Annotated in this window: 25 protein-coding genes and 1 pseudogene; 14 read left to right on the forward strand and 12 right to left on the reverse strand. The window is 65.1% G+C overall.

From position 1 onward, the window contains the following. The first annotated feature begins 13 nt into the window (after positions 1-13). The 4 genes and pseudogenes from BJ997_RS05330 to BJ997_RS05345 all read left to right on the forward strand — a co-directional run. A complete protein-coding gene (locus tag BJ997_RS05330; protein WP_035836324.1) occupies positions 14-916 on the forward strand; it encodes an NADP-dependent oxidoreductase in 903 nt (300 codons plus the stop codon). A gap of 167 nt (positions 917-1083) precedes the next feature. Beyond that, positions 1084-1464, forward strand: a complete 381-nt coding sequence (locus tag BJ997_RS05335; protein ID WP_035836325.1) for a nuclear transport factor 2 family protein — start codon at positions 1084-1086, stop codon at positions 1462-1464. 27 nt (positions 1465-1491) lie between these two features. Then, a complete protein-coding gene (locus BJ997_RS05340; RefSeq protein ID WP_035836326.1) occupies positions 1492-1692 on the forward strand; it encodes a hypothetical protein in 201 nt (66 codons plus the stop codon). 42 nt (positions 1693-1734) lie between these two features. Then, a pseudogene (locus tag BJ997_RS05345) lies at positions 1735-2001 on the forward strand (winged helix-turn-helix transcriptional regulator); the annotation flags it as partial. Here BJ997_RS05345 and BJ997_RS05350 read toward each other — a convergent pair. From BJ997_RS05350 to BJ997_RS05375, 6 genes are all read right to left on the reverse strand, one after another. After that, positions 1996-3408, reverse strand: a complete 1413-nt coding sequence (locus BJ997_RS05350) for an alpha/beta hydrolase (protein WP_201771706.1) — start codon at positions 3406-3408, stop codon at positions 1996-1998. The pseudogene BJ997_RS05345 and the gene BJ997_RS05350 overlap by 6 nt on opposite strands. A gap of 333 nt (positions 3409-3741) precedes the next feature. Beyond that, a complete protein-coding gene (locus BJ997_RS21165) occupies positions 3742-3960 on the reverse strand; it encodes a hypothetical protein (RefSeq protein WP_035836329.1) in 219 nt (72 codons plus the stop codon). A 133-nt stretch (positions 3961-4093) separates the two neighbouring features. Beyond that, the gene (locus BJ997_RS05360; RefSeq protein ID WP_160175862.1) at positions 4094-4267 is read right to left on the reverse strand and encodes a hypothetical protein; all 174 of its coding nucleotides are present in this window, start codon (positions 4265-4267) and stop codon (positions 4094-4096) included. A gap of 20 nt (positions 4268-4287) precedes the next feature. Continuing rightward, on the reverse strand, positions 4288-5043 hold the full coding sequence (locus tag BJ997_RS05365) for a carboxylesterase family protein (RefSeq protein ID WP_236628927.1): 756 nt from the start codon (positions 5041-5043) through the stop codon (positions 4288-4290). Further along, complete coding sequence (locus tag BJ997_RS21170) at positions 5009-5569, reverse strand: carboxylesterase family protein (protein ID WP_035836331.1); 561 nt, start codon at positions 5567-5569, stop codon at positions 5009-5011. Before BJ997_RS21170 ends, BJ997_RS05365 begins: the two co-directional genes overlap by 35 nt. Beyond that, positions 5566-6687, reverse strand: coding sequence for a serine hydrolase domain-containing protein (locus BJ997_RS05375; RefSeq protein WP_052542169.1), 1122 nt, complete (start codon positions 6685-6687; stop codon positions 5566-5568). Before BJ997_RS05375 ends, BJ997_RS21170 begins: the two co-directional genes overlap by 4 nt. A 200-nt stretch (positions 6688-6887) precedes the next feature. Between BJ997_RS05375 and BJ997_RS05380 the strand changes: the two genes are divergently transcribed. Next, complete coding sequence (locus BJ997_RS05380) at positions 6888-7127, forward strand: hypothetical protein (protein WP_221243927.1); 240 nt, start codon at positions 6888-6890, stop codon at positions 7125-7127. 102 nt (positions 7128-7229) lie between these two features. Here the strand turns inward: BJ997_RS05380 and bla are convergent, their stop codons facing one another. Continuing rightward, the gene (gene bla, locus BJ997_RS05385) at positions 7230-8177 is read right to left on the reverse strand and encodes a class A beta-lactamase (RefSeq protein WP_035836333.1); all 948 of its coding nucleotides are present in this window, start codon (positions 8175-8177) and stop codon (positions 7230-7232) included. 217 nt (positions 8178-8394) lie between these two features. Then, the gene (locus BJ997_RS05390) at positions 8395-8961 is read right to left on the reverse strand and encodes a hypothetical protein (RefSeq protein WP_035836334.1); all 567 of its coding nucleotides are present in this window, start codon (positions 8959-8961) and stop codon (positions 8395-8397) included. Between the two features lie 206 nt (positions 8962-9167). Between BJ997_RS05390 and BJ997_RS05395 the strand changes: the two genes are divergently transcribed. After that, positions 9168-9944 (forward strand): MerR family transcriptional regulator, encoded by a 777-nt coding sequence (locus BJ997_RS05395; RefSeq protein WP_052542173.1) that lies wholly within the window; start codon positions 9168-9170, stop codon positions 9942-9944. A gap of 88 nt (positions 9945-10032) precedes the next feature. Here BJ997_RS05395 and BJ997_RS05400 read toward each other — a convergent pair whose 3' ends face one another. Continuing rightward, on the reverse strand, positions 10033-11625 hold the full coding sequence (locus tag BJ997_RS05400) for an alpha/beta hydrolase (RefSeq protein ID WP_052542170.1): 1593 nt from the start codon (positions 11623-11625) through the stop codon (positions 10033-10035). A gap of 350 nt (positions 11626-11975) precedes the next feature. On the opposite strand from BJ997_RS05400, the gene BJ997_RS05405 reads away from it, so the two are divergent. The 3 genes from BJ997_RS05405 (at position 11976) to BJ997_RS05415 (ending at position 15590) form a co-directional block, all read left to right on the forward strand. Next, positions 11976-12902 carry an ABC transporter ATP-binding protein gene (locus BJ997_RS05405; protein ID WP_183323277.1) on the forward strand — a complete coding sequence of 309 codons (927 nt, stop codon included), beginning with the start codon at positions 11976-11978 and terminating at the stop codon, positions 12900-12902. A 42-nt stretch (positions 12903-12944) separates the two neighbouring features. After that, positions 12945-13781, forward strand: a complete 837-nt coding sequence (locus BJ997_RS05410) for an ABC transporter permease subunit (protein WP_052542656.1) — start codon at positions 12945-12947, stop codon at positions 13779-13781. Positions 13782-14033: 252 nt separating this feature from the next. Beyond that, a complete protein-coding gene (locus BJ997_RS05415) occupies positions 14034-15590 on the forward strand; it encodes a GMC family oxidoreductase (protein ID WP_052542655.1) in 1557 nt (518 codons plus the stop codon). 108 nt (positions 15591-15698) lie between these two features. Here BJ997_RS05415 and BJ997_RS05420 read toward each other — a convergent pair whose 3' ends face one another. From BJ997_RS05420 to BJ997_RS05430, 3 genes are read right to left on the reverse strand one after another with little or no spacing between them, the layout of a single operon-like run. Beyond that, complete coding sequence (locus BJ997_RS05420) at positions 15699-18446, reverse strand: helix-turn-helix transcriptional regulator (protein WP_084141698.1); 2748 nt, start codon at positions 18444-18446, stop codon at positions 15699-15701. Between the two features lie 6 nt (positions 18447-18452). Further along, complete coding sequence (locus BJ997_RS05425) at positions 18453-19091, reverse strand: TetR/AcrR family transcriptional regulator (protein ID WP_052542654.1); 639 nt, start codon at positions 19089-19091, stop codon at positions 18453-18455. A 51-nt stretch (positions 19092-19142) separates the two neighbouring features. Next, the gene (locus BJ997_RS05430) at positions 19143-19529 is read right to left on the reverse strand and encodes an SDR family NAD(P)-dependent oxidoreductase (protein WP_244962572.1); all 387 of its coding nucleotides are present in this window, start codon (positions 19527-19529) and stop codon (positions 19143-19145) included. Between the two features lie 148 nt (positions 19530-19677). Between BJ997_RS05430 and BJ997_RS05435 the strand changes: the two genes are divergently transcribed. The 5 genes from BJ997_RS05435 to BJ997_RS05455 all read left to right on the forward strand — a co-directional run bounded on the left by BJ997_RS05435 (position 19678) and on the right by BJ997_RS05455 (position 24256). Next, positions 19678-20115, forward strand: coding sequence for a hypothetical protein (locus tag BJ997_RS05435; protein ID WP_035839635.1), 438 nt, complete (start codon positions 19678-19680; stop codon positions 20113-20115). A 31-nt stretch (positions 20116-20146) separates the two neighbouring features. Further along, positions 20147-21352 (forward strand): sensor histidine kinase, encoded by a 1206-nt coding sequence (locus tag BJ997_RS05440; RefSeq protein ID WP_035839632.1) that lies wholly within the window; start codon positions 20147-20149, stop codon positions 21350-21352. After that, positions 21349-22014, forward strand: a complete 666-nt coding sequence (locus BJ997_RS05445) for a response regulator (RefSeq protein ID WP_035839629.1) — start codon at positions 21349-21351, stop codon at positions 22012-22014. The genes BJ997_RS05440 and BJ997_RS05445 overlap by 4 nt, the downstream gene beginning before the upstream one ends. 83 nt (positions 22015-22097) lie before the next feature. Next, positions 22098-22859 (forward strand): ABC transporter ATP-binding protein, encoded by a 762-nt coding sequence (locus tag BJ997_RS05450; protein WP_035839625.1) that lies wholly within the window; start codon positions 22098-22100, stop codon positions 22857-22859. Further along, positions 22856-24256: an ABC transporter permease gene (locus BJ997_RS05455; RefSeq protein ID WP_035839622.1), complete on the forward strand. Its 1401-nt coding sequence runs from the start codon at positions 22856-22858 to the stop codon at positions 24254-24256. The genes BJ997_RS05450 and BJ997_RS05455 overlap by 4 nt, the downstream gene beginning before the upstream one ends. Positions 24257-24676 lie beyond the last annotated feature (420 nt).

The following is a 24676-nucleotide window of genomic DNA, read 5'->3' on the forward strand; positions in this document are numbered from 1 at the left end:
ACAGGAGATAACGATGCGAGCTGCACGCTTCCACCGGTACGGAGACCCAGACGTTCTAGTTGTGGAGGAAGCTGCCGAACCTCACGCCGGGGCGAACTCGATTCGGATCAGGGTAAAGGCGGTGAGTGACAATGCCATCGACTACCTTCTTCGCGCCGGCACCCTGCAGGATTTGCTCCCTCTAGACCTTCCTGCGATTCCTGGACGCGACGCCGTCGGAGTCATGGATGAGGTTGGGGAAGGGGTGACGGATTCCAGCGTCGGCGACCTCGTCTTCGGGCTCGGCGGTGTGAGCGACACAACGGCGGAGTTCGCAGTGCTGACCGCATGGAGCGCGGTGCCTCCGCAATGGTCCATCGAGCAGGCGGCCGCCGCGGGGCTCGCATCTGTTACCGCGGCAGGCGCGATCAACGCTCTCGGCGATCTGACCGGTCGGACGCTATTGATCGAAGGTGCTTCGGGAGCTGTAGGAAGCGCTGCGACGGCCTTGGCAATTGCCGCCGGAGCCACAGTAATCGGTACGGCGAGCCCCGCGAACCATAAGCACCTCGCCGACCTCGGGGCTACTGCGACGACCTATGGGCCCGGTCTGGCCGAACGCGTCGCTGCATTGGCGCCGGAGGGAGTGTTCGCGGCCTTGCATGCTGCACCATCGCCGGCCCTGGTCGATCTTGTGGACATCGTCGGCGACAAGTCCCGCGTGGTGTCAGTGGTGGGCACGGAGGAAGCCGCGCGGCTAGGAGTCCGCATCGTGAACGCTGAGAATGACTCCGCACTCCTGGAACAGACTGCCGAACTCGGCAGGCGTGGACTCTACTTTCCGCGTGTGGGCCACGTATTGCCGCTCGCATCCATGAGTCCGGCGCACAAGCTAGCTTCGGCTGGCGCTGGCAAAGTCGTGGTGATTGTGAGCTGAGGCCGGTCGACCCGCACTTGACCGTGTGGTCGCAACACGGTGTGAACTGAGCGAAGAGCACAGCGGATGTCGATGGACCCATTCTCCATGTCCTCCTTGCAGACGCCGATCGAGATGCTCAAAAAGTGCGAATAGCAACGAAATCACCCCGATGAAAGCTGGCGAAAATGACAGACCTGGATGCGATCACCAAGCTCGAGGCAGCGATCAACTCCCATGACGCGACGAGCATCGCAGCGTGCTTCTCCGCCGACTATGTGTCCGAAACCCCTCATCATCCGTCTAGGAATTTCGAGGGTCGTGCAACCGTGCTGCGTAACTGGACGGCGATTCTCAACCGATTTCCAAATCTGACGGCGCGAGTTCTTCGTCGCGCGATCAATGGCGACGACGTCTGGTCGGAATGGGAGATGGACGGCGCCGTGGCTGACGGCACTTCGGCGGGAATCGTCGGCCCCGTAATCTGGCGCACCGATTCGAACGGCCTGGTGTCCTGGGCGCGTTTCTACCTCGAGCCTGCAACCGCTCGGCCGATCAGGCATTCCTGAAATACCACCCAGTAGAAACGAGACGACATGCTCAGAGTGACTGGAACGATTCTTCTCGCCGTCGGCTTCCTGATGCTGGCCGGCGCGTGGGCCATCACCGACCCTTTCGCCACCGATGCGAATATCGGGGCCGGCGGGCTCATCCTGATTGGCTGGCCTGCAGGAGCGGTTGGCTTGTTGATCTTGCTCGTCGACGGAATCCTCAGGCTGCGCAGGCGTGACGCTTGACCAAGCTCCGAGCACCTTGAGTCCGACCCACAGCGGTGGTCGCCCAGCATCCTCCGTGCCCTCGCGCGCGGCGCCGAACGATTCACAGACATCACGGCGGTCGTGGCCGGTCTTTCCGCGAGGATGCTCACAGTGCGCCTGAAGACACTGGAGGCAGCCGAACTCGTCCACTGGACCGTCGTGCCCACCACGCCCGTCATGGTCCGCCATCACCGGACACCCCGCGGCGTTGACCTCATCACCGCGCTACGGCCGATCGCAGGACACGTTCAGCGCTGCGAGGGCGAGGGCGGCCCGATCGGGTCATAGCCGGCACGTTGCGTCAGCCGGAGGGGTCGTGAGATCGACAAGGTAAGCGACGACGGCGGAGTCGATACACTCGTTTGCCGAGATCACTGACCCGTGCTGCGCCCCCTCAACGGTCAGCAGGCTTCCACCCAACGTTTCGGCGAGGTTGATGCCACCCTGATGCGGAGTGACCGGGTCACCCGTCACTGACACTGTCAATGTTGGAGGCAGACCCTCGATATCGGTCGCATAAGGGAAACCCAGCGTCGGTTCAACCGGCCAGCCCTCACACAGGGCGGGCGCGGCCTTCACAGGCGTCCCCGGGTCGAGGAAAGGGGCGGCGGCGAGTGCGGCGCCGACGAGCTCAGCCTGGCCCGCCGGGCTGAAGCGGTCCTCGTCCAGGCAGTCGATGGCCACCGTCGCCTCCGCGGAATTGGCATAGCCGCCGTCGGAGGACCGTTCGTGGTACAGGTCTCTGAGCCAAAGAAGGGTGTCACCACGACCCGCAGCGAGTTCCGTGAGGCCAGCGATGACGAGCGGCCAGAATTCGGCACTGTACATCCCCATGACAACGCCGTCGTTGGCTGCCGTGTAGCTCAGCTCACGACCTTCGCCGGCTGGGAGCGGCGTCTCGAGGAGGGGACGCACGAGCTGTTGGTACGTCTGTGTCGCGGAGTCAGGTTGCGTGCCGAGTGGGCAGTCGCCCTGTGTCGCGCAGAATTCCGCGAGTGACTCGAAGCCTTGCTGCAGCCCCGCCCATTGCGAGACGTTTCGTTCTTGAGTCCCCGTATGCGGATCCATCGCACCGTCGAGCACCAGGGCTCGCACGTTCTCCGGGAACATTTCTGCGTACACGGCACCCAACCTGGTGCCGTAGCTCACCCCGACGTAACTGAGATGGTCGTCGCCGAACACGGCCCGCAGAACATCCAAGTCCTGGGCCGCATCCCTCGTTCCCAGGTGCGCTAAGACGTCGATGCCGCCGACGCTGTCGGCGCAGGCGTCGACAAGAGGGCGCGAATCTGGCAGAGACAACAGACTCGCGGCCAAGGCGTCATCGTCACGCTCTCCATCGGTGTAGCAGTCGATCGCCGGTGTGCTGGTGCCGGTTCCGCGTGGATCAAACCCGACGAGATCGAATTGCGCGGTGATGGGACTGTCCACCCACGCGTTCGCCACATCAGCCGAGTACCCGATCCCGGGTAGTCCGGGACCCCCAGGATTGATGAAGAGCGATCCGATCGGCTCCGTGCCTGTCGCGGGGATGCGGAAGACAGCGATTTGCGCGGTACCAACGTCGGGGTTCTCGTAGTCGATGGGAACCTCGACGTGCCCACACTCACCCGGAATGAGGACATCGCCGGTTTGGACGGGCGTCTCGCAGGGCTCGAGAGTGAGCTCTTGATCGTAGAAGCTCTCGAGCGACACCGCTGCTTCCTGCGACTGGGGCGAGGGAACACACGCGCTCAACAGCAGCACCACCGGCACTATTGCGGCGAGCGCACGGAGGCGACTTCGGACTGGACCTAATGGTCGGTGCATAATTTTCCGCGACATAGAACGAGCAGACACTATGTGGACGGCACCGAGTCAAGCGCACATCCGCCGGCCTAACTCGTCAGTAGTGCGGGAATGAGGTAGATGGTCTCATAGGCCTCATAGAGGGAGCCGACGATGTGAAATGCGAATGCTGCCAGGCCCATCCAGCCCAGCTGGCGCAGGCCATGAACGTACCCGCTGCGATGGTTCAGCTTTCCGACCCTAGCGGGTCGCAGCCACGCCCGTCCGAGCCAGCAGAAACGCGACGTCGTCGAGTGATCCCCCCGCCACGACAGATGCGTTTCGGGATGCGGTGATGGTTGGAAACAGCGCACCCACGGCCATGCCGCTAAGTATCAGTCCATACACGAAGACGTTCGTTGCTAGATATGCGCGGAGATTTCCACGGATGATCTGCAGGGGACGGGTGAAGAGTCGCATGGGTGTTGCTCCAGAATCTCGTGCCTATCGACAGCCGTGGGTCGGCTGATGCACAACCAGTGGACACCGCCTTGTCGCGACAGGGTCAACCGCCGTCGTATCCGCAGCGCATCGGAGACCAATAGGCGGGGGACTATTCGTCGTCGCTCCACGTCGAGTCGGGGTCGATCAGCCAGTGCTGTCGCAGGGTGAGGGCTCGCTCGAGGCTGGCAAGGGCCGTTGCGACGATGAGCGTGCTGTTCGCCCCGGCGGGGAGAAGCATCGGCGACGTGAAGCTTCCGATCCGCTCGGAGATCGCCTGCTGCAAGGAGGATTCATCTGCTTCACCTATCGGATCGGGCCGTCGTAGCGGAGCCAGAAGTCGATGGCTGCCGCACGCGGTCGAGGGGACATGACGCCGCCGTTCGGACCAAAGCCCATGACGTCGTCAGAGGCGTGTGCAACCTTCGCCCAGGATGGCAGGCCGCTTCCGTTAGGGTCGCCGGTCTGCACGACGTTGAGCCAGTATCCGCTCATCTGGTCGCGGAGCATGTAATCGGACTCTTCGTAAACGTTGTCGTTGTCGGTGCCGAGGTTGTCGTACGCATAGGCGACTTCGGCGCCGTGGTAGGCACCGAACTTCTCGAGGCCCTCCGTCGGGGGAACGTGCGAGAAGAAGTACAGGTACGCGTTCTCATCGCCGCTGTCTGTCTGCAGCCGGGCCCAGCGGAGCATCGCCCGAGTCATGACACCGTCGGTGTGCGCCTGGAGCGAGGAATCGAGAACACGCTTCTCTGTATCACCCGGGTAGATTCCCACGAATCGCTCCGCTTCGTCGCCGTACTTCTCGCGCACCGACACCTGGTAGTCGGAAACTGTCGTCTCGGGCGGGCTTGCCAGGGCCAGCGACGCTTCGTCCGCGTTGCTCCCCACGAGACTCGGGACGCCCAACTGCTCTCCTGGCGCGTAGATCTCGGCGGCCGCGATTTTGAGTACGTACCCGTCTACGGAGGGGCGCCAGTGGCTGGTGAGCGAACCCGCCAGATGTTGAGGGCGAGACTCTCCGCGCTCACGGGATACGGGTCGAGGAATGTGTCCTCGAATGGCACCTTGACCATCTGCGCGCGCGCGTGAAGAAAGTCGACGTGCTTTGGATGGGTGCGGAGGAAAAGCGGTCGCCGGTGAATACTCCCGTGCGCGGCTGGAGGGGCTGGGGAGCACGCCAGCGCAGCTTGCCCACCGGGGCGTGGGCATAGGGGATGCCAGCGAAGATCCCTGTTGATCGGTCATCGATGAGTACGCCACGCACCAGGCCGTCGTGAGTCGGGACAACCTCGGTGGGCTGGGGATCATTGCCTCCGGCGTCGCGAACCGTCGGCGGCGGGTACATGCCGACAGCCGTGGTGCACACGATCGCCGCGGCCAGCATCCAGGCGCCGGTCTGCAGTAACACATGGCCTCGAAGCCATCGGCGGGCGGCGGCGCCAGCCGCCACCAGCAGGACGCCGATGAGTGCCCAACCCCACCATGGGCTTCGATTCAGCCACAAGACTAGCGCCGCGGTGGCCGTGAGCGGCACCAACGGAAGCCAGCGTATGAGCGATTTCGTGATGCCGGCATTCCGGCTCATGGAGAGCAGATGGCGGTGTCGATCAGGCCGCGGAGTCGGGCATCCGCTTCTATAGACGTAGCGTTCTGAGTTACCGCGATGGCGGCGGCGCGGCCGTCTTCCGTAGCCGCCACCCGGCTGACAGTGCCGGGAACATCGCCACCGTGTCCCCAAGCTGTCACTCCGCAGGAGACCTCAAAAGAGATGAGGCCCAGCCCGTAGGCGGCGCCCTCCCAGAGCGAATCGGCCGGGATCGTCTTGTGCATTTCGTCGAGCTGCGCATCCGCCACGACGTCGCCGTGCGCGAGTGCGGAGTAGAACAAGGTCAGGTCCTCGGTCGTCGACACCATCGCGCCGGCCGCGTGTCCCCAGGAAGGATCGAAGTCGGTGAAATCGACCGGGGAATCGCCCAGAGGAATATAGCTGTGAGGATGATGGCCACGGATGACTTGTTCGCCCTGTTCGGGGAAATAGGTGTCGTCGAGACCGAGGGGAATGACGATGCGTTTGTCTATCTCTTCGGCCAACGGCCTGCCTGAGACGGCCTCGATGATCAGCCCAGCCAGGATGTAGTTTGCATTGCTGTACGCGAAGCTCGCCCCAGGCGCGTTCGAGACGGGATGCGTGAAGGCGAGATCGAGTGAGGCCCGCGGTGATATGTATCGGTGCTGCCATTCCAGCAGGTGGTCGCCGATGTCGCCGTCCATGTCGGGCAGCCCGCTCGTGTGCTGCAGCAGTTGACGCACGGTGATGTCGTGTCCGGTTACCTGCGGGTGCCGGATTACTCCCGGGAGGTAGGTCTCGACAGCCGCATCGAGAGAAATGGTACCAGCGCCGACCAGTTGCATGACAATGGCGGCGGTGAAAGTTTTGGTGTTGCTCCCGATCCTGATTTGGCTGTCGGCCCGCACCTTGTCGGGCAGGCCGAGCTCCACCACACCAGACGCGTAGGTGCGAACCCTCTCGCCGGAGGAGCGAACGGCGACCAATCCTGCGGGCCACGCGTCGACGGTCATGGTGCGCTCGAGAGCGGCGCCGACAGGGTCGCGGGCCAGTGAGTTGTGCGTGGCCCCAGAGGGAATGCCGGACAGGATGAACATCAATGCGGATGCGGCGGCGATGGTCGGTGACATCTTCATGATCTCTCAATGAGAATCTATGTGCTCAGCACAGGGTCAAGTCTTTTCTTTCGTCCCTTGCATGCTGCTGCCGCCGCCGGGAGTGGAGCTTGACTGTGCGCCGGGAACACAGTCTTGACTATCCCCATGGACAAGATTCTCGATTCGACATCTGCACGCCTACGATTCTCCAGGTCTTCATCCAGTTCGGTCTGGGATCTGTGTACTACCTGGCACGTCGCTTCAGCGGTTCCTTGGTGCCGGCGATGATCTTGCACGGCCTGTGGGACTTCTCGACCTTCTCGTCCAACGTCCCCTACGCCGGGATTGCCTCGCCGTTCATCGGAGTGGCCGCAGTAGTCGTGGTCCTGGTTCTTCTTCGCCGGGACAAGCGCAGGGGCTTGGGCCACGCGGCGCCCCTCCGTGAGGCAGTGCTGACGGAGGTCCCGCATAGAGCCTGAGGGGGAGCCGGTGGGGACGGACGCCTCGTTCGGTGGTTTCGAGGTCTGCGATCGCGGAGAACGCTGCCCTGGTAATCGGTCTGGTGGTCATCCTTGAGCGATTCATGCTGGTGGCCGGTTCTCGCGGGCGGCTGCGATCGTCGCGAGCGCCAATCTCGCCGTCTCCGCGACGAGCGCGTCATCGTATGCCGTGTCGGGGTCGTTTCGAGTTGTGAAGACCGTGATGACCAACGGAATGCCGTCCGGGGGGATCACGACGGCGACGTCGTTGCGGATCGCTCCGGCGCCTCCGGATTTGTCGGCGACTTCCCAACCCTCCGGCGCCCCGGCACGAATCAGGGTGTCCCCGGTCGCATTTCCCGTCATCCAGTCGATGAGGGTGGAACGGTCGGCGTCATCCAGAATCTCGCCCGAGACGATTCGCTCGAGGGTCTTCGTGAAGGCTCGCGGAGTCGACGTGTTGGCCGTGTTGTCGATGGTGACCGTGTTCAGACCAGGCTCGTTGTCGACGACGTCGGTCACGGTGTCGCCGTACCCTTCGAGGATCTTGTCGAGGCCGGCTGGGCCTCCGAATTGCTTGAGCATGAGGTTCATGGCGGTGTTGTCACTCGTGCGTATGGCCGCCATGGCGACATCACCGAGTGGCAGGCCTGTGTCGAGGTGTTCGCTGGTGACAGGGGAGTAGCCGGACTCGAGGACATCCGCCTCAGACCAGGTGACGACACGGTCCAGCTCTTCAGGCGTCGTCTGGTCGAGCAGGGCTGCTGCGGCCAGCATTTTGAGAGTCGATGCGTAGCCAAAGCGGCTGCCGCCTCGGTAGTCGAGGGTCGAGCCGTCAGCGGTATCGGTCACGCTGAGCCCGATCCGAGCGTCGTACTGGTCCTCTAGTTCGCCTAGTGCGGTCTGCAACGCTGAGTCCGCCGGTTCCGTGGCGGCCCGCGAAGGCATACCGGGTGGCGCGTTCGGCTCCGCCGCGGTGCATCCGGAGGATGCGACCATCAGTAGCGATCCGAGGACGATCGTCGTCCACCGTTTGTTCTGGGTAGCCATGACTGCCTCCTTAGTCTTGTGTTGTGTCGGAGCCAGGCCGCTCGGGCGCAATTCTCCCAGCTTGATGCCTCACTCACCCCGGTAGTACCCATGCAGGCGAAGCAGGGCTGGGGCTTCCTCAATCGTGGTCCCGGTCATTCTTCGCCGGGACAAGCGCAGGGGCGTGAGCCGGGCGGCGTTCCTCCCCGGCTGAGAGGAACACCGACCGGTCTGATGCTCACAAGCCGAGGAGGCCGAGGACGCCGGACGCCGCGATCGCGATGACACTCGTCCACAGCACAATCGCCACGATCTGCCACAGCATGACCCAGCCCTTCCGGACGCCTGTGCTGACGAAAAACGCGGCGGTCAGCATCGTGGGGAGGGCGAGAGGGGCGAGGATGCTCGTGCCGGGGACTCCGAACTTGACCATCCAGCGACCCAGGCGCGCCCGGCCCTTCGAGCGTCCGTTCGGCTTCGGGTCAAGCGAGTCAGGCGCGTCGGGCGCGTCGGCGGGCAGCTCCTGCCCGCCAGCACCTACGAGTACAGGCTTCGCCGCACTCCGCGCGACGACGCGCTCGCGGATCCGGGACCCCAGGAAGACCACGCCGAAGACGCAAAGGATGTTACCGGTCGCGCCTGCGATTGCGGCTACGACAGGGTTGATACCCGCGATAATGCCGAAGGCTGCTGCACCTTCGCCCTCGATATAGGGGATCGCACCGGCAATTGCGACGATCAAGGGGTGGAGGATGTCGGGAACCTGCTCGATCAAGCTCCGAAGCCACTCGTAGGGGGTGTCCATGTTGAACCTTTCTGGGGAGTCCCGATCCGGGGCGACCGTTCGGCCGACACGTGAGATAGCTTTAGCAAAGACCGTGTGCTCGCCACAGAGTCAAGCGAGTGCGACAACACAGCGGAACCTTGACCCTGTGGCGGGAACATAGTTTTCACTGGTGTTGACGAGCGCAGCCGATGCTGCCGGCCGCCAGCGAAAGGACGGAGTCTGTGATGACGTGGAGCACGCGCGAGGTGGCAGAACTCGCCGGGACGACGGTGAACACGGTCCGTCATTACCACCAGACGGGCATGCTCGAACAGCCCGAGCGAACATCCAATGGGTATAAGCAGTACGGAGCCCGCCATCTGGTGAGGCTGCTGCAGATACGTCGGCTTCGTGACCTCGACGTGCCCCTCGCGCAGATCGAGTCAATGGATTTCGGCGGAGAGACACCGGCGACGGCGCTGAGGGCGGTCGACGCTGACCTGGCTGTGAGCATCAAGCGGCTTACGCGTGCTCGTGCCGAGATCCGGGCGATCCTGGACGGGACTACGGCCACCGATGTGCCGGCGGGCTTCGAACACCTTGCCGGCCGGTTGTCCAGCTCGGAGCGTGCCCTCATGCTCGTGATGTCGCAGCTCTACGACGAGTCGGCGATGGCCGACATGAAGAAGATGGTTGAGGCGGAGGCGGAGGATGCCGGCGTCGAATTTGATGCGCTGGCTCCCGACGCTGATGACGCCACCCGGCAAGAACTCGCCGAGGCGCTTGCCCCGCAGCTCGCTCAACACATCATTGACTACCGATGGCTGGCCGACCCGAAGGCGCATTCTCCGAAGGGTTCGCGGGTTACGCAGGAGACACTTCTCGAGGCCGCCGTGGAACTGTACAGCGAATCCCAGCTGGACGTCCTCGCACGCGCGAGCGTCATCGCGACCGAGCTGGCCGCTGAGAGCAACAACCCGACCTCGGGCACAAACGATCCTGGAGACCCGCCAGTTCTCTAGCGAGATCCCGCGGGTGCATCCGCTGCTGCCGATGACCCCGCCGCTCTCGTCGTAAACGAGGACAGCGGGGTCATGATGCCGGATTCTGCTACCGCGAGCAGCGCGCCCCTTCCTCAGGAAGCTCGAGGTTGATCAGGTAGTCCGCCACTCTCTCGTCTACACAGTCGATTCCGGAGGAGATCGTGCCGTGTTCGTTGACATCGACGGTTAATAGTCGAGCGCCGAGGGTTTCAGCGAGGCTGATCCCGCCGTCATGAGGCGTTACCGGATCTCCGATGGCGGAGGTCACGAGTACCTGGGGAAGTCCCTCGATGTCCGTGGCGTACGGGAAGCCGAGCGTGGATTTGCCGGGCCAGTCCGCGCATCCATTCAGTGACGCAGGGTCGGTGCCCGAGTCGATGAACGGTGCTGCTTCGTTCACCTTGTTGCCGAGGTCGCTCATCTCCTTCTCAGTGAGGCGTTCCTCGTCGACGCAGTTGATCGCGAAAGTCGCCTCCAAACTATTGGCGTATTCTCCGGTCGCCGAGCGGCCGTGGTGGCCGTCTCTCAGCGCGAGAAGCGCATCCGGCCGGCCTGCTTGCAGCTCGGCCAGCCCGTGTGCGATGCCTGGCCAGAGACTCTCCGAATACAAACCGGAGAGAATTCCGTCGCCCGCGGAGACGAAGGTCAGCTCACGGCCGTCGGCTGCCAGTAGCGGCTCCGTGACGAGCGGCTGTAACAGCCCCTGCACCGCAGCGGTCGCCAGTGCGGGGTCGGTCCCGAGTGGGCACGGATCCTGCGTTGCACAGAACTCTGCAAAACGGTCGAAGGCGGCTTGTATCCCCGCGGATTGTTGTAGCTGGCGTCCCTGGGTGTCTTGGAGCGGGTCCACGGCGCCGTCGAGAACGAGCGCGCGAACCTTGTCGGGGAACATCTCGGCGTACACAGTGCCGAGGCGCGAACCGTAGCTCAGGCCCGCGTAGGTGAGCTTGTCGTCGCCGAGAGCGGAGCGGAGGATGTCCATGTCACGCGCGACATCACGTGTTCCGAGGTGCGCGAGCATCTGCTCACCCCCTGACCCTTCAGCGCACTTGTCTGCGATCGCGCGGGTGGTCTCTTCTGTCCAGGTGCCGAATGCAGAGAGGGGTGCACCGGCGTCGCGTTCTTCGCCGGTGTAGCAGTTGACCGAGGGGCTCGTCAGTCCGACTCCACGCGGGTCGAACCCGACAATATCGAACTGCTCGGCGATGGGTCCGCCCGTCCAGACCGCCGCCATCCAGGCAGCAAAAGTCGTCGCCTGCGTTCCGGGTCCGCCCGGGTTGACCACAACGGAACCCAAACGGTCACTGCCACTGGCAGCGATACGAGACACCGCGATCTCGACCATCTCTCCGCCGAGGTTTTCGTAGTCGAGCGGAACCTCCAGCGTCGCACAATCCGCCTTTTCTGCTGCCGCGATGATCTGGGGGACGGGTGGCTGAGAACTCACAATCGTTGGGTCACAGGGCCCGAACACGAGATCCTGCTCCATGAACTGCTCGAGTCCTGCGCCACCTGCTTTGTCGTCATCGGTGGGAGAGGCGCAGCCCGCAAGGAACAACAGGGAGGCGACCGCTCCGGAGGCAAGTACCGCTGTCATCCATCGGCTGCGGGGAGTGTCATCGTGTCGACTCCGCTTTCGGTCGTCGGTCAGATTCGTCACTGCCCGGGACCTTCCTGGTACGGGGTGATGTCGATGCTTTCTGTGGGCGGTAAGGCGAGCGCTGCGGGGTCGATTGGCTCTGGGCGGTGCACGATCATGGTTCTCCTTAAACTGAGGTTCTGGTTGCCACCTGCGTGACTCCTGAATGAAAGACCCTGTGGATGGCACAGGGTCAAGCCCCGGCAACGAATTCGCTGTCATCCACGACGCGACGGTCCTCACAACCCATCGGTTTGACTGTGTCCTAGGCACATGGAGTTCACTCGAAATCATCGTCGGCGTGGGTCGGCGGTGAACGGGAGGCCACTTGACCTGCCGCTTCTGAGGCACAAGGACACGGAGCTCCTCTTTTGATTGAAGCCCACTCTCTGACCAAACGTTATGGCGCCAAGACCGCCGTCGACGCCATCAGCTTCACCGCGCGCCCAGGCCTGGTGACCGGATTCCTCGGGCCGAACGGCGCCGGCAAAACGACGACAATGCGGATGATCGTGGGTCTCGACCGCCCGTCCGGCGGGTCGGTGACGGTGAACGGCAAACCGTACGCCGAGCACCGCGCGCCGCGGCACCAGGTCGGGGCTCTGCTCGACGCCACAGCGGTGCACGCCGGGCGAAGCGCCCGCAACCACCTGCTCGCGATCGCAGCGACGCATCGCATGGGCACGAATCGGGTGGACGAGGTCATCGGCATGACCGGTCTCGAATCCGTGGCGCGTAAACGCGTGGGCGGCTTCTCGCTCGGCATGGGCCAGCGGCTTGGCCTCGCCGTGGCGTTGCTCGGCGACCCAGCCACCCTCATCCTTGACGAACCGGTCAATGGTCTCGACCCCGAGGGCGTCGCCTGGGTGCGCGTGTTCCTGCGCAGTCTTGCCGCCGAGGGACGCACCGTGTTCCTGTCCTCGCACTTGATGAGCGAGATGGCGCAGACCGCCGACCACATCATCGTTCTCGGGCGGGGGAGGATCGTGGCGGATGCCCCGGTGGGCGACATCCTCGCGAGGGCCGGTGGCGACTTCGTGCGGGTCCGCTCACCCGAGGTGGTGCGTCTCGCGGCGATCCTCGAGGCGGAGGTCGGTGCCGTCACGCTTGAGGGGCCCGACCTGCTGTCGGTGACGGGCATTGCCGCACGGCGGATCGCGGAGTTGGCCGCCGGAGCGGGCATCGCTGTTTACGAACTCACCCCGATCGCGGGCTCCCTCGAAGCTGCCTATATGACGTTGACTCGGAGCGAAGTCGAATACCAGACGACGCAGACGCGTGCGGGGGAGAACCGATGAGCTCCACTGCCACGAAGAGCTTTGCGCCCTCGGGTCACAATCTTGGGTTCGGGGGGCATCCTCTGGTCGGAGTGGGTGAAGCTTCGCAGCATCCGCTCGACGTGGTGGCTGTATGGGATGCTGTTTGCCGTCACAGTAGGTTTGGGCGCGCAAGTGGCATCCGCGCTCGGCTTCGGCACCGCGGACGTCGAGCCCACCCGCGAAGCGCTGCAGGCTCTGGGGGTGTACACGAGCGCTGTCAGCACAGACTTCACGGGCCTGATCGTGAGCGTTCTCGCCGTGCTGTTCATGGCGGGCGAGTACGGATCGGGAATGATCGGCACGACTCTGACGTCAGTCCCCAAGCGCGTGCCCGCCCTGCTCGCCAAAGCGATCGTCTTTGCCGTGGTGACCTTCGCGGTGAGCGCAGTGGCCGTCGTGATCACTGCCCTGCTCTCGGTCGCCATGTTGTCGGGACGGGGCATCGGCATCGACCTGGGCGACGCGCTCTACTGGCGTGCGCAGCTGGGCGTCGTGCTGTACCTCGTGCTTGCTGGTCTCATCGGGTTCGCGATTGGCGCGATCCTCCGCAGCACAACGGGGGGCATTGCGGTGGCGCTAGGCGTGTTGTTCGCGGCGCCGATCGCGGTGAGCCTGTTCATCAAGGGCTCGTCGCAGATGTGGATTCAGAATGTTGGGGGCCTGCTGCCGACAGAACTGGGAGAAGCCCTCTTCAGCCACCCCGGCCAGTGGGCGTTCATCGCTCCCGGCGCGCCCCCGCTGCAACCGACGCCCGGCCTCTGGGCGTTTGAACCCTGGCAGGCGGGACTCCTGCTCCTCGCCTGGGTGATCGCGTTGCTCGCCGTCGCCGCGACGCTTCTCAAGCGCCGCGACGTATGACACCCGCCACAAACGAGAAAAGCGCCACTCCACAAGATGACGGTTCAGAGCTCCATGATGCGTTCGAGGCGCTGCGGGTGGCTTGAACAAATGAGTTTCCGGCAGATTGCCACCCGCTGACGACCAAGCACTGACGGTTCACCGGTCACAACCAAACGTCGGTAGTTACACGGATGGACTCCACTACCCCCGTGCGTAGCGTCGAAGGTGAGCCGTATGTCTGCGGCCTAAACGAACACTTACGGAGAACAGATGTCCACCAGCCACCTTGCCCACGAGCCACGCGAGGCGCCCCAGACCTCTTGCGCTTACGACTACATCGTCGTTGGTGCAGGAACCGCGGGAAGCGTCATCGCCGCACGCCTGACGGAACGTCCCGACGTTCGCGTACTTCTGATTGAAGCAGGTTCTGCCACGGCCCTGCCCGACATGGCCATTCCCGTCGTGTGGCCGACGCTCCTTGGATCGTCGGCGAGCTGGGGCGACCAGACCGTGGTCCAAGACTTCACTGGCCAGACCATCCCTGCCCCGCGTGGCAAGGCCCTTGGCGGTTCGTCCAGCATCAACGGCCTGACCTTTGCTCGTGGCCACCGCTCGAGCTATGACGCCTGGGTAGATCAGGGCGCGACGGGCTGGGGATTCGACGATCTGCTGCCCTATTTCCAGCGCAGTGAATCAGCCCCGGAGCGTGACCCGGCCCTTCGCGGCAACGTCGGCCCGCTGACCATTGGGCCGACGCCCGAGCCCAGCCCTGCCGTGCTGGCGGCGCTCGCTGCTGCGGTGGGAGTTGGATTCGCTGCGGCCGATGACATCAGTGGTGGACTGGAGACGGGTTTTGGCCTGGCCGACGTCAACGTCAAGAATGGTGAGCGCGAAAGCGCAGCGGATGCCTACCTGCGGCCGGTGATGCGCCGCCCGAATCTCGATGTGGTCACCGACTCGATCGTGAGCCGCCTCATAATTACCGACGGAGTGTGCACGGGCGTCATCTACTCGACCGGAGCCGTGACCACCTCGGCAGCTGCGATGAAAGAGGTCATCCTGACGGCCGGTGCCATCGGCTCGGCCCAACTGCTGCTCCTGTCGGGAGTGGGGCCGGCGCAGCACCTCGCCGAGCTCGGAATCGACGTCGCTGTGGACCTGCCCGGCGTCGGGGCAAACCTGCACGATCACCCGATGTCGACGGTGCTCTACGAAGCGGCCGAGCACCTCACGACCAACCCCGCCAACGTCTGGGGCCAGGGCATCGGGCTCGTGCAGACCGACAACGCCCTCGACGGGCCCGACCTGCAAATCCTGCTGATCTCCCAGCCTTATCGAGCGCAGACGTTGCCCGGGACCGACAATGGGTACGCCATCGGCTTCTCCGCAGTGGTGCCCCACAGTCGTGGAACGGTTCGTTTGGCCAGTGCTGACCCGATCGCGGCCCCGGTCATCGATCCGAACTACCTGTCGGACCCGCGCGATGTTGAGGTCATGAAGGTGGGCCTGCGTGTGGCGCGCGAGATCGGGCGCGCCGAGGAGCTCTCCGCGTGGCGTGGCGCGGAGGTCCAGCCGGGGCGTCCTCTTCACGACGAGGCAGCCGTTCTTGAGTACCTGCGCGAGAGCCTGCTGGTCTACTTCCACTACGCGGGCACGTGCCGCGTCGGCACCGACGACCTCGCCGTCGTCGATCTAGATCTGCGGGTGCGTGGCATTGCCTGCCTTCGCGTTGCGGATGCTTCGATCATGCCGTCGCCCGTGTCGGCCAACACCAACGCGACCGTGTACGCGATAGCCGAGCGCGCTGCTGAACTCATCGCGGGATAGCTCCGGCTGATCGGCAACCAACGCTATCGCGTGCGCCGGCTGTCCCTCCGGGGGCCGTCGGCGCACGCGGCCTTCACCGCGATGTTCGTGCGCGAATGCCGACGCCCCCTATTGCGGCGGCTTCCGGAGCTTGGAACGCGAGGCCACGCCCGTTTTGCGCAGAACGGCCGAGACATGCGATTCCACCGTGCGCACGCTCACAAACAGCTCCGCGGCAATCTCTCGATTTGTCTTGCCGCTCAGCACTGCCGCCAGCACCCGGTTCTCTGATGCGGTCAGCCGAGACGGTGAACGACTTAGCCCTGACCCGCCTCGGGTCGCGCTCACCCGCGCGCTGACCCGTGCGCAGACATCGGCGTGATCGCTCTGCCTGGCCCGCTCCATCGCGGTGCTCAGTTCGTTCCTGCCGAGCGTGACCCGGCGCAGTCGAGTGAGAACCAGGGCTCGCTGAAGCCGACTGAGCGCCTCATCGGCCAGGCGCCCGGCCGCCACCGCGAGGTCTACGGCGCGTTCAGCTTCGGCTACGGCGCCGGTCAGGTCGCCCGAGGCCGCCAGATACATCGACGTCACCCGGTGCAATCCGATGCGCGAGATCGGCCGCGAGCGGGTCGCGAGAAACGCCCGAACGGATGCGAGGTGTATGCCCGCATCAGCATTCTCACCGTTCATGATCAACGCTTCAATGAGCGGCAGGTCAACGCGAAACCGGCTGCCCAGCTCAACAAGTTCCAGGCGGTCGGCGCAGTCAGCGGCCCGACGCAGGTGGGCGACGGCACCGGGCCAGTCTTCGGTGGCGAACGCCGAGAAGCCCCGCAGGGCGGGAGCGATCACGTCTCGAAACAGACCGGTTCCGAGGTCAGACGATTCCCCGCGGGCAATGAGCTCGGCGACCCCGGTGTGATCCCCGCGGGCGAGCATCTCCAGGCCAAGGATCGGAAGCGCCGAAGCGGGCAAATCCGCAGAGCGGATGTCGTGACCTGACTCCGTCATCAGTCGTCGGGTGGCAGCGACATCCGCGCCAATGACCTCGACGAGGGCTGCATGAGCCAGGAAGAGGCCTTCGACCCCGTCTTTACCTTCACTCCGTGCCCACTCGACGAGTTCCGCGAGGTCTCGTCGCGACGCGGCGACATCGTCGATGAGGTGAGCGTGGAATCCTCGCGTCGCGAGGCCCGTGTCGTCGAGGCCCACCACCAGCTGAATCCCTTGGCGTCGGGTGCTGTCGTCGACAAGCTGATGATTGAGACCGCCGCCACCGTCGAGCTGGGCCCGAATCATTCCCTTGATGGCACGATGGGTCGCGTTCGGAGCATCCGCCGTCTCGAGCACGGCTAACGCGGCAGCAGCTGCCGCGGCGCGTACGCTCACCGTCATGAGATCGTCGGCCACTGCGTTCGCCTGCACGATGGCCGTACGCACCGCATCAGTCGACACAGTCCCGACGTGACTTTCCAGGAAGCGGGCGACGGCATCCTGACCGTGGTTCCACGCGAGCGCGCTGCTCGACAGCGCGATGAAAGCATCGTACTGGTGCACGTCGAGCAGCGTCGCCGACACCCTGTCCAACGCTCGCAGGCTGGCAGCCATGTCGCCGGCAGAAAACAGCTGTTGGGCCTGGCTGAGCAGGCGATCCGGGTAGTGCTCCGAGCGCGGATCGGTCCGGTCCACAGCTTGGGCCGCGAAGTGCGCTGATCGAAGGCGCGCGCCACGTTGGCGCATCACGACGGATGCGGCGGTGAGGCACACGGCGATGTGTTCGCGGGGCCCGGTGGGCTCCGACAGCTGAAGATGCTGGGCTTGCACCACCACATCGGGCACGGCGTGCGCGATGAACGCGTGCAACTCGCGGCGACGTGCGGGGGTCAGGCGTGCGGCCGCAGCCGAGGCCTGCAGGGGATGTCCGGCCCGTGCCGTCTTCGTGGTGATGACGAGAAAACCAGCGGCCTCGGCTTCGTCCACGGCCGCCGCATCAATCTCGGCGAAGCGCAAAACCGAAGCCAGCAGTTCGAATCGAGGGTGCCCGAGCAGGGCGACGATCGACACCACGTCGGCGGCGGGCTCGCTCAGATTCTGCAATCGTCGGGCAATTGCCACGGCGAGAGAGGGCGGAGCCGCGAGCGTACCGACCGGGCGCGCACCGAGTTCGCCGAGGTGTCCGCCGGCGATGACTTCGAGCGCCCACAGCGGATTCCCGCCTGTGTGCTCGTGAAGTGCGACGACCTGGGCTCGTGTCATCGTGGATGGCCAGTGCGGCCGCGTCACGGACTCCAGCTCGTTGACAGACAGGCCGCCGAGTGGAAATAGATCGCGGCGATCGAACGCCAGCCCCACGGTCCCGCCAGCCGTGTCGGGGGAGTCCCGGCTGGCGGCAAGGAGATAGACCGGATGCCGGTCGAGCCTCCGGGTGGCGCGCTCCACGGCGGCCAGTGATTCCGCGTCGGCCCATTGCAGGTCGTCGATGACGATCACCACGGGAGTGGAGGCTGAGCACTCTTCCAGGATGCTCTCCAGTGCGATCGCCGCGGCCAGCGACGGCAGGTCGGTCGATGCGGGCTGCTGCCCGAGCGCGATCTGGAGGAAGTAGCGATACTCCGAGGGAAGGCTCGGCAGTGATGACAGGTCGAGACGCGCGAGGAGGTCCCACAACATGCTGTACGCGGTGTACCGTTCGGCGAATGCCGGGCTCGCCCGCAACACGACGACGCCCGTATCAGTGAACTGTCGCGCGGCGTCGGCGACGAGGGTGGACTTGCCGACACCCGGCTCGCCGATCACGAGGATGCGTCGCGATGGTCGCTCGGCCAGCGATGCAATCGTTGCCAGCAGCTCTATCCGGGGCATCGCTGATTCGGTCATGGTCGGTCAGGCCGAGGCCGTGCGTGGCGTTGAACCAGCTCGTGGCGTTGAACCCGCAGAGAGCAGGTGTGAGAGCAGAACGAAAACATCGTCCGGGTTGCATCCGTCGGGGTCGGCCAGCCAAGCGATATCAAGGCCATCGAAGACCACGGCACAGAGCTGGGCCACGGCCTCCGGCCCGCCCGGCAGGTCGACCTGCGCCGCCTCAAGCCACGCATCCGTCGTGCGTTTCGCGGTTTGGCGATACAGGGTGTACTGCCGGCGCGCCAAGTCGCGCATTGCCGGCGTTCGCAGCGACAGACTGGTGAGCTCGTAGAGGGCCAGTTGCGCCCCTGGATCATCGGCTTCGACCACCTTCCACGCACCTCGGAACGACTCCAGCAGGGTGGCGGGGGCGCTGACGGCCGCCCGATCCATGGCCTCGCTGAACTTGTCGAGAACGGATGCCACGACGGCCTCCATGAGGTCGTCCTTCCCCGCGAACCAGTAGTGCACGGTGCCGAGCGGGAGGCCGGCCTCCTCGGCGATCTTACGAGTGGTGGCCGCCGACACTCCTTCGCGGGCCAGCACGCGCAGGGCCGCGTCGATGAGTTCCGTGCGCTTTCCTGCGGAGGCGCGATCGCGGGATCTCGACATTACGGTCATCTCGGTATTATCTCACACAATGAGGTCATTTGAACTGGACGTTTGATCCGGTCAGATGACCAGTATCAGGCGCCGACCCAGGACGACGTCAGCCCGTGATCCTGGCTCCATCGAGGTCCGCGAGCTTCGCGCCCACGAATGCCCGGGCTGCCGCCGAGGTCTGCTGTCGGATGCGGAGGCGATATGGTCGAGGACCGCAGTGATGGTCTCTGGCCTGGTGATGTCGAGTACCTGAATGTCGAGTTCGACGCCGGCCGCGGCCGCCGCAGCGCCGAGGTGCTCTGCCGATTCGGGATCCCGCAGCGTGGCGACGGTACTCCACCCGGCTCGGGCCGCGGCGATCGAGACCGCCAGGCCGATACCGGAGGAGGTACCGGTGATCAGGGCCACGTTCGGTGCGGACGACGAAGATTCGGTGGTGTGTGACATTGTTTCCATGTAGTGAGTCCAGAAATCGAGCCCTGACGGAGCATCCGAGGAAGTACCGAGATACCGAAGTGCCGAGATGGCAGAGTCATCCTTGAGAGGTAGGAGCCGGCGACTTCGGAGGGACGACCCCTTAGTGCTGACGCGTCAGGCTGGAAACATGAACACACTGAAGCTCCTCCCTCTCTTCGCCGCCGCCGCTGTTACCGGCCTCACCCTCACCGGGTGCTCCAGCGTCATTGACAAAATTCAGCCTGAGAAGGCCCATGAATTCGCTTCCACCCAAGACCTCGCGCGGGACTGGAACCAGACCGCGGACTGGCTGCCCGCCGACTCGACCCAGATCAAGATACGGGAGGCGTCGACAGGCGGCCCCGCGATTCTGGCGACGACGACGGATGACGACCTCGATCCCGCACAGTGCGTCGAAACCGAACGGCAATCCGCGCCCACCTACTCCGACGACTGGTCGCCCACAGACGTGTACGTGGATCACGTCTTCGCGTGCGGAAACTGGGCCGTCATCAAGACCGACGGCGGATGGTACGGCTGGACGCCCAATGACCCCGACGAGAAGGCCGCGTCGCCGGCACAATGACTGTGAGAAGTTCAGCGCCTACGGTTGAACCATGATCCGCATCCTCTCACGCCGACAACTCACGGTGGATGCCGCGATCGCGGTGGTCCTTCTCCTCGCGCGCAGCGTGCTGGGATACGACACGTACGTAGTGTTCTGGGTGGCCGTGGGCATGGCCGTCGCCCTCCTGGTGCGCCGGCTCAGCCCCGCTGTCGCCCTCAGCGTGGCCTGGTGCACGGTGGCGGTTCAACTCGCTTCAGGGTCGCCTCCCGATGTGGCGAATGTGGCCATCCTCCCGGTTCTCTACGCCACCGGGGCCTATGGCCCCCGCCTCGTCTGCTGGCTCGGCCTGGCATCGGTACCAGTGGGGGCGGCCGTCGCGACCGTCTACGTGCTCATTCTGCAATCGGGCGGTCTGGACAACCTCGCGGGCTTGGTGTTGCAGGTGCGCACTGGCGAGGCTTTTCAGCCCGGCGCTCCCGGTGTGATCGGTTTCACGAGCGCCCTCGCGCTCTTCGGGTTGAGCTGGGCGTTGGGCCTGCTCGCCTCGACCTGGGGTAAGGCACGCGCGGGCTCGGCGGCACTACTGGCGGCGGAGGCCGAGCAGGCGGCGGCTCTGCGCGAAGTTGCCGTAGAGCAGGAACGCACGCGCATCGCCCGTGACATGCACGACGTCGTGGCGCATTCCCTCGCCGTCGTGATCGCTCAGGCCGACGGCGGCCGGTATGCCCGCGCAGCCAATCCCGAGGCAGCGGATGAGGCCTTCCGCACCATCGCGACGACGGCCAGAGAGGCCCTCGGCGACGTGCGCGTGCTGCTGCGCCAGTTGCGCTCGAAAGACACAGCCGGCCCGCAGCCGACGATGGAAGACCTCGATCGCCTCGTTGACCAGCTGCGCGCCGCCGGCCTCACGATCGAACGCGCGGACGAGGGTCAGCCTGTCCGGCTCGGCTCCGGGCAACAACTCGCGATCTATCGCGTCGTGCAGGAATCGCTGACGAACGTGCTGCGTCACGGCGACAGCAGCGAGTCGGTCATCATCCGCTTCACCTGGACGGACACCGCCGTTGAGTTCGCCGTCGCGAGCGGGCTCAGAAGTCCCCGCACGTCTCTCACTGGCCCGCCCGGTCACGGCCTGGATGGGATGCGCGAACGCGCGATCCTCGCCGGAGGAACCTTCGACGCCGGAGTGCGGGGCGATCGGTTCGTTGTGCGTGTGTCGCTGCCGGTCGTCACCGGGGGAGCGACTCCCGTATGACCGACCCGATCCGCGTCGCTCTCGTTGACGACCAGGCCCTCTTTCGCGCCGGCCTGCGCCTGCTGATCTCGTCCCAGCCCGATCTCGAGTGCGTGGGCGAGGCCGGAAACGGAGCCGACGGCATCCGCATGGTCGCGGAAGCGCGGCCCGACGTGGTGCTGATGGACATTCGCATGCCTGTCATGAACGGAATTGAAGCCACCACCCGCATCGTTGACGCGTCGATCGCGGCCGACGGCGGCCCGCGCATCATCGTGCTGACCACCTTCGACCTCGATGAGGCCGCCGCGCGCGCGATTCGGGGTGGAGCGAGCGGTTTCGTGCTCAAAGATGCCGACCCGGAGTTCTTGCTCGCGGCCGTCCGCACGGTGCACGCCGGGGCGTCCGTGATTGCGGCGGCCCAGATCATCGAACTGTTCGAGAGCTTCGGTACGAAGCGGATGCCCGCGGCGCCGCCTGCCGCCTACACCCGGCTCACCCCCCGGGAACAGGAGATCTTCGCCCTGGCTGCCCGGGGACTCAGCAATGCCGAGATCGCGGCGGCTGAGTTTCTCAGCGAGGCGACCGTGAAGACCCACATCAGTCGCACCCTGACCAAGCTCGACCTGCGCGACCGGGTGCAACTGGTCGTCTACGCCTACGAGAACTCGCTCATCGCATAGTTCCACCGTGTCATCCCTGCGGTGTAGACGAAACCATCCCAGCGCCCGACTCGGCCCGAGCGGGTGCTGGGCAGACTTGAGACATGAAACCAACAGCGACCGATCTCGGCCTCGTCGCCCGGGCTGCCCACCTGCACAAGTCATACGGAACCACGAATACCCGGGTAAACGCGCTCACCGACGTGAGTGTCGGCATCCGTCGCGGCGAATTCACGGCCATCATGGGGCCCAGCGGTTCAGGAAAATCAACCCTCATGCACATCATGGCCGGCCTCGACACACCGACCAGCGGATCGGTCTGGCTCGGTGATACCGACATCTCCCGGCTCGATGACTCGAGCCTGACCGTGCTGCGCCGCCGCCGGGTGGGCTTCATCTTCCAGTCGTTCAACCTCGTGCCGACACTGGACATCAGCGGCAACATCCTGTTGCCCTTCGAACTCGACGGCCGTGCGCCGACGGCTGAGGAACAGGCATGGATCGACCGCCTGATCGCGGTCCTCGGCCTCACCGATCGGCTGCGGCACCGCCCCCACGAGCTCTCCGGCGGGCAGCAGCAACGCGTGGCGATCGCCCGCGCCCTGTCGACCCGGCCCGACCTCGTGTTCGCCGACGAGCCGACCGGCAACCTGGACTCCCGCACCTCGCGGGAGGTACTCACGCTGCTGCAGACCGCGAGCCGCGAATACGGCCAGAGCATTGCGATGGTGACACACGACCCGGTTGCCGCGAGCTACGCCAACCGCATCGTGCTGCTGAACGACGGCCGGGTGGTCGACGACCGCGGCCGCAGTTCCGCCGAAGAGATCAGCAGCATCATGCTCGGCATGGAGGCGCTGTCATGACGCTCCTTCTGCGCGCGTTTCGGGAGCACGCGCCGAGCATCCTCGTCGCGGCGCTGTCGAGCGCCTTCGGCGTCAGCCTGATTTCGATCACCGGCGTGCTGACCGAGGTCATCAGCGACGCCGACCTGAACAGCGAAACTCTCACGTTTATCCTGTCGTTCATCGCGGTCGTGTTCATCGTGATTGCCCTCTACGTGGGCGCATTGGTGACGGCGAACACGTTCGCCACGATCATCGCGGGCCGGGTGCGCACGATCGCGCTGCTGCGGCTGATCGGCTCGAGCGCTGCGATGCAGCGGCGTGCCGTGGCCAGGGAAGGGCTCACCGTCGGAGTCGTCGGCGCGCTCCTGGGCGGGATTGTCGGCGTGCTGTTCCCCATAGTGGTCGTCTGGGTCGGGGTGGCCGGCGGCATGATTCCGGGCGGCACCTACACCTACCTGACAGCAACGATGCTGCTGCCCGCGGCGGCGGTAGCCCTCACCACGACGGCGGCTTCCTGGGTGGGATCGCGCCGGGTGCTCTCGGTGTCGCCGATGGATGCCCTCGGTGCTGCCGGCGAACAATCAATCGGTGAGCAGACCGCTCGACGAACGCGCAACCGCGTGGCGCTGCTGGACTTTCTTGTGGGCAACGTGATCCTCGGGGTGGCCGTCTTTATCGGGCAGACGAGCCCGCTCGCTGTTCTGATCGGCCTCGTCGGGGGAATCCTGTCGTTCTCCGGGGTCGTGATGGGGGCATCCGTTGTGATGCCGCGCGCCCTTCGGGCGATCGGCCGGGTGTTCGGATCGAGCCCCACGGCATGCCTGGCGCGCGAAAACGCGGTCCGGTACCCGGAGCGCAGCGCCCGCACGACGATCGGCTTGGTCATCGGCGTCACCCTGATAACGACCTTCGCGGTCACAGCCGCGAGTTACCAGAGGATTATCGAGACGGCACAGGAGGCGATGCCGGGGGTCTACGAAAGCGTAGGCCCGGTATTGACCGTAACGGTGGCGGTGTTCTCGGTGCTGATGGGATTCAGCGCCCTGATCGCGGCCGTGGGAATGGTCAACAACCTCTCGCTCAATGTGCTGCAGCGCACCCGGGAACTCGGACTGCTGCGCGCACTCGGCTTCACCGCGCTCCAGATTCGCCGCATGATCCTCATCGAAAGCGCCCAGCTCAGCGCTGCCGCGGTCGCCGTGGGGCTCGTGCTCGGAACGTTCTACGGCTGGGCCGGGGCGCAGTCCCTGATCGGCGGGATTCCCGGGTCGCCGGGAATCGTAATGCCGATCGTGCCGCTCGACCTGATCGGCGTGATCGTGGCAGCGGCAGCGGGACTCGCGGCGGTGGCGTCGATCGCGCCCTCACGCCGTGCGACCCGCATCACCCCCGTCGCGGCGCTCGCGACCGCATAGGTGCCTGTTCCTGCTCGTCAGGAATTTCTTCCCTGCAGACCGGTAGCGTCTCCGCTGACGTCTTTCTGGAATCCTCCTCGCCGCGGCCCTCCGTCTGCGCGTCGTCCCGTGGACCGCTGCCGGCGCGTAAACGGGGAGCGTCGGGGCGGTTCACTTTGCAACGGGTGCTCCTTCATACGCCGCGACCGTGCACCCAGATCGGCCTCGCCACTGAGGCGGCTGCAGTGGTGCGGGGTCACGTCCGGCCGGGTGGTGTGATTCGTCGCCACCGCGCAGACTTATGGCGGGTTGCCCACCATTTACCTACCTAAATCAACCGTGATCGACCAGGACTGTCCGGCTAAGATCGGAGGTAGTGAACCGCTTGGTTTGCTGCAAAGACATGGGAACCCGTGAGGTTCCGAGACATTCGGTGTCGAC

The sequence above is a fragment of the Cryobacterium roopkundense genome (assembly GCF_014200405.1).
Taxonomy (GTDB): domain Bacteria; phylum Actinomycetota; class Actinomycetes; order Actinomycetales; family Microbacteriaceae; genus Cryobacterium; species Cryobacterium roopkundense.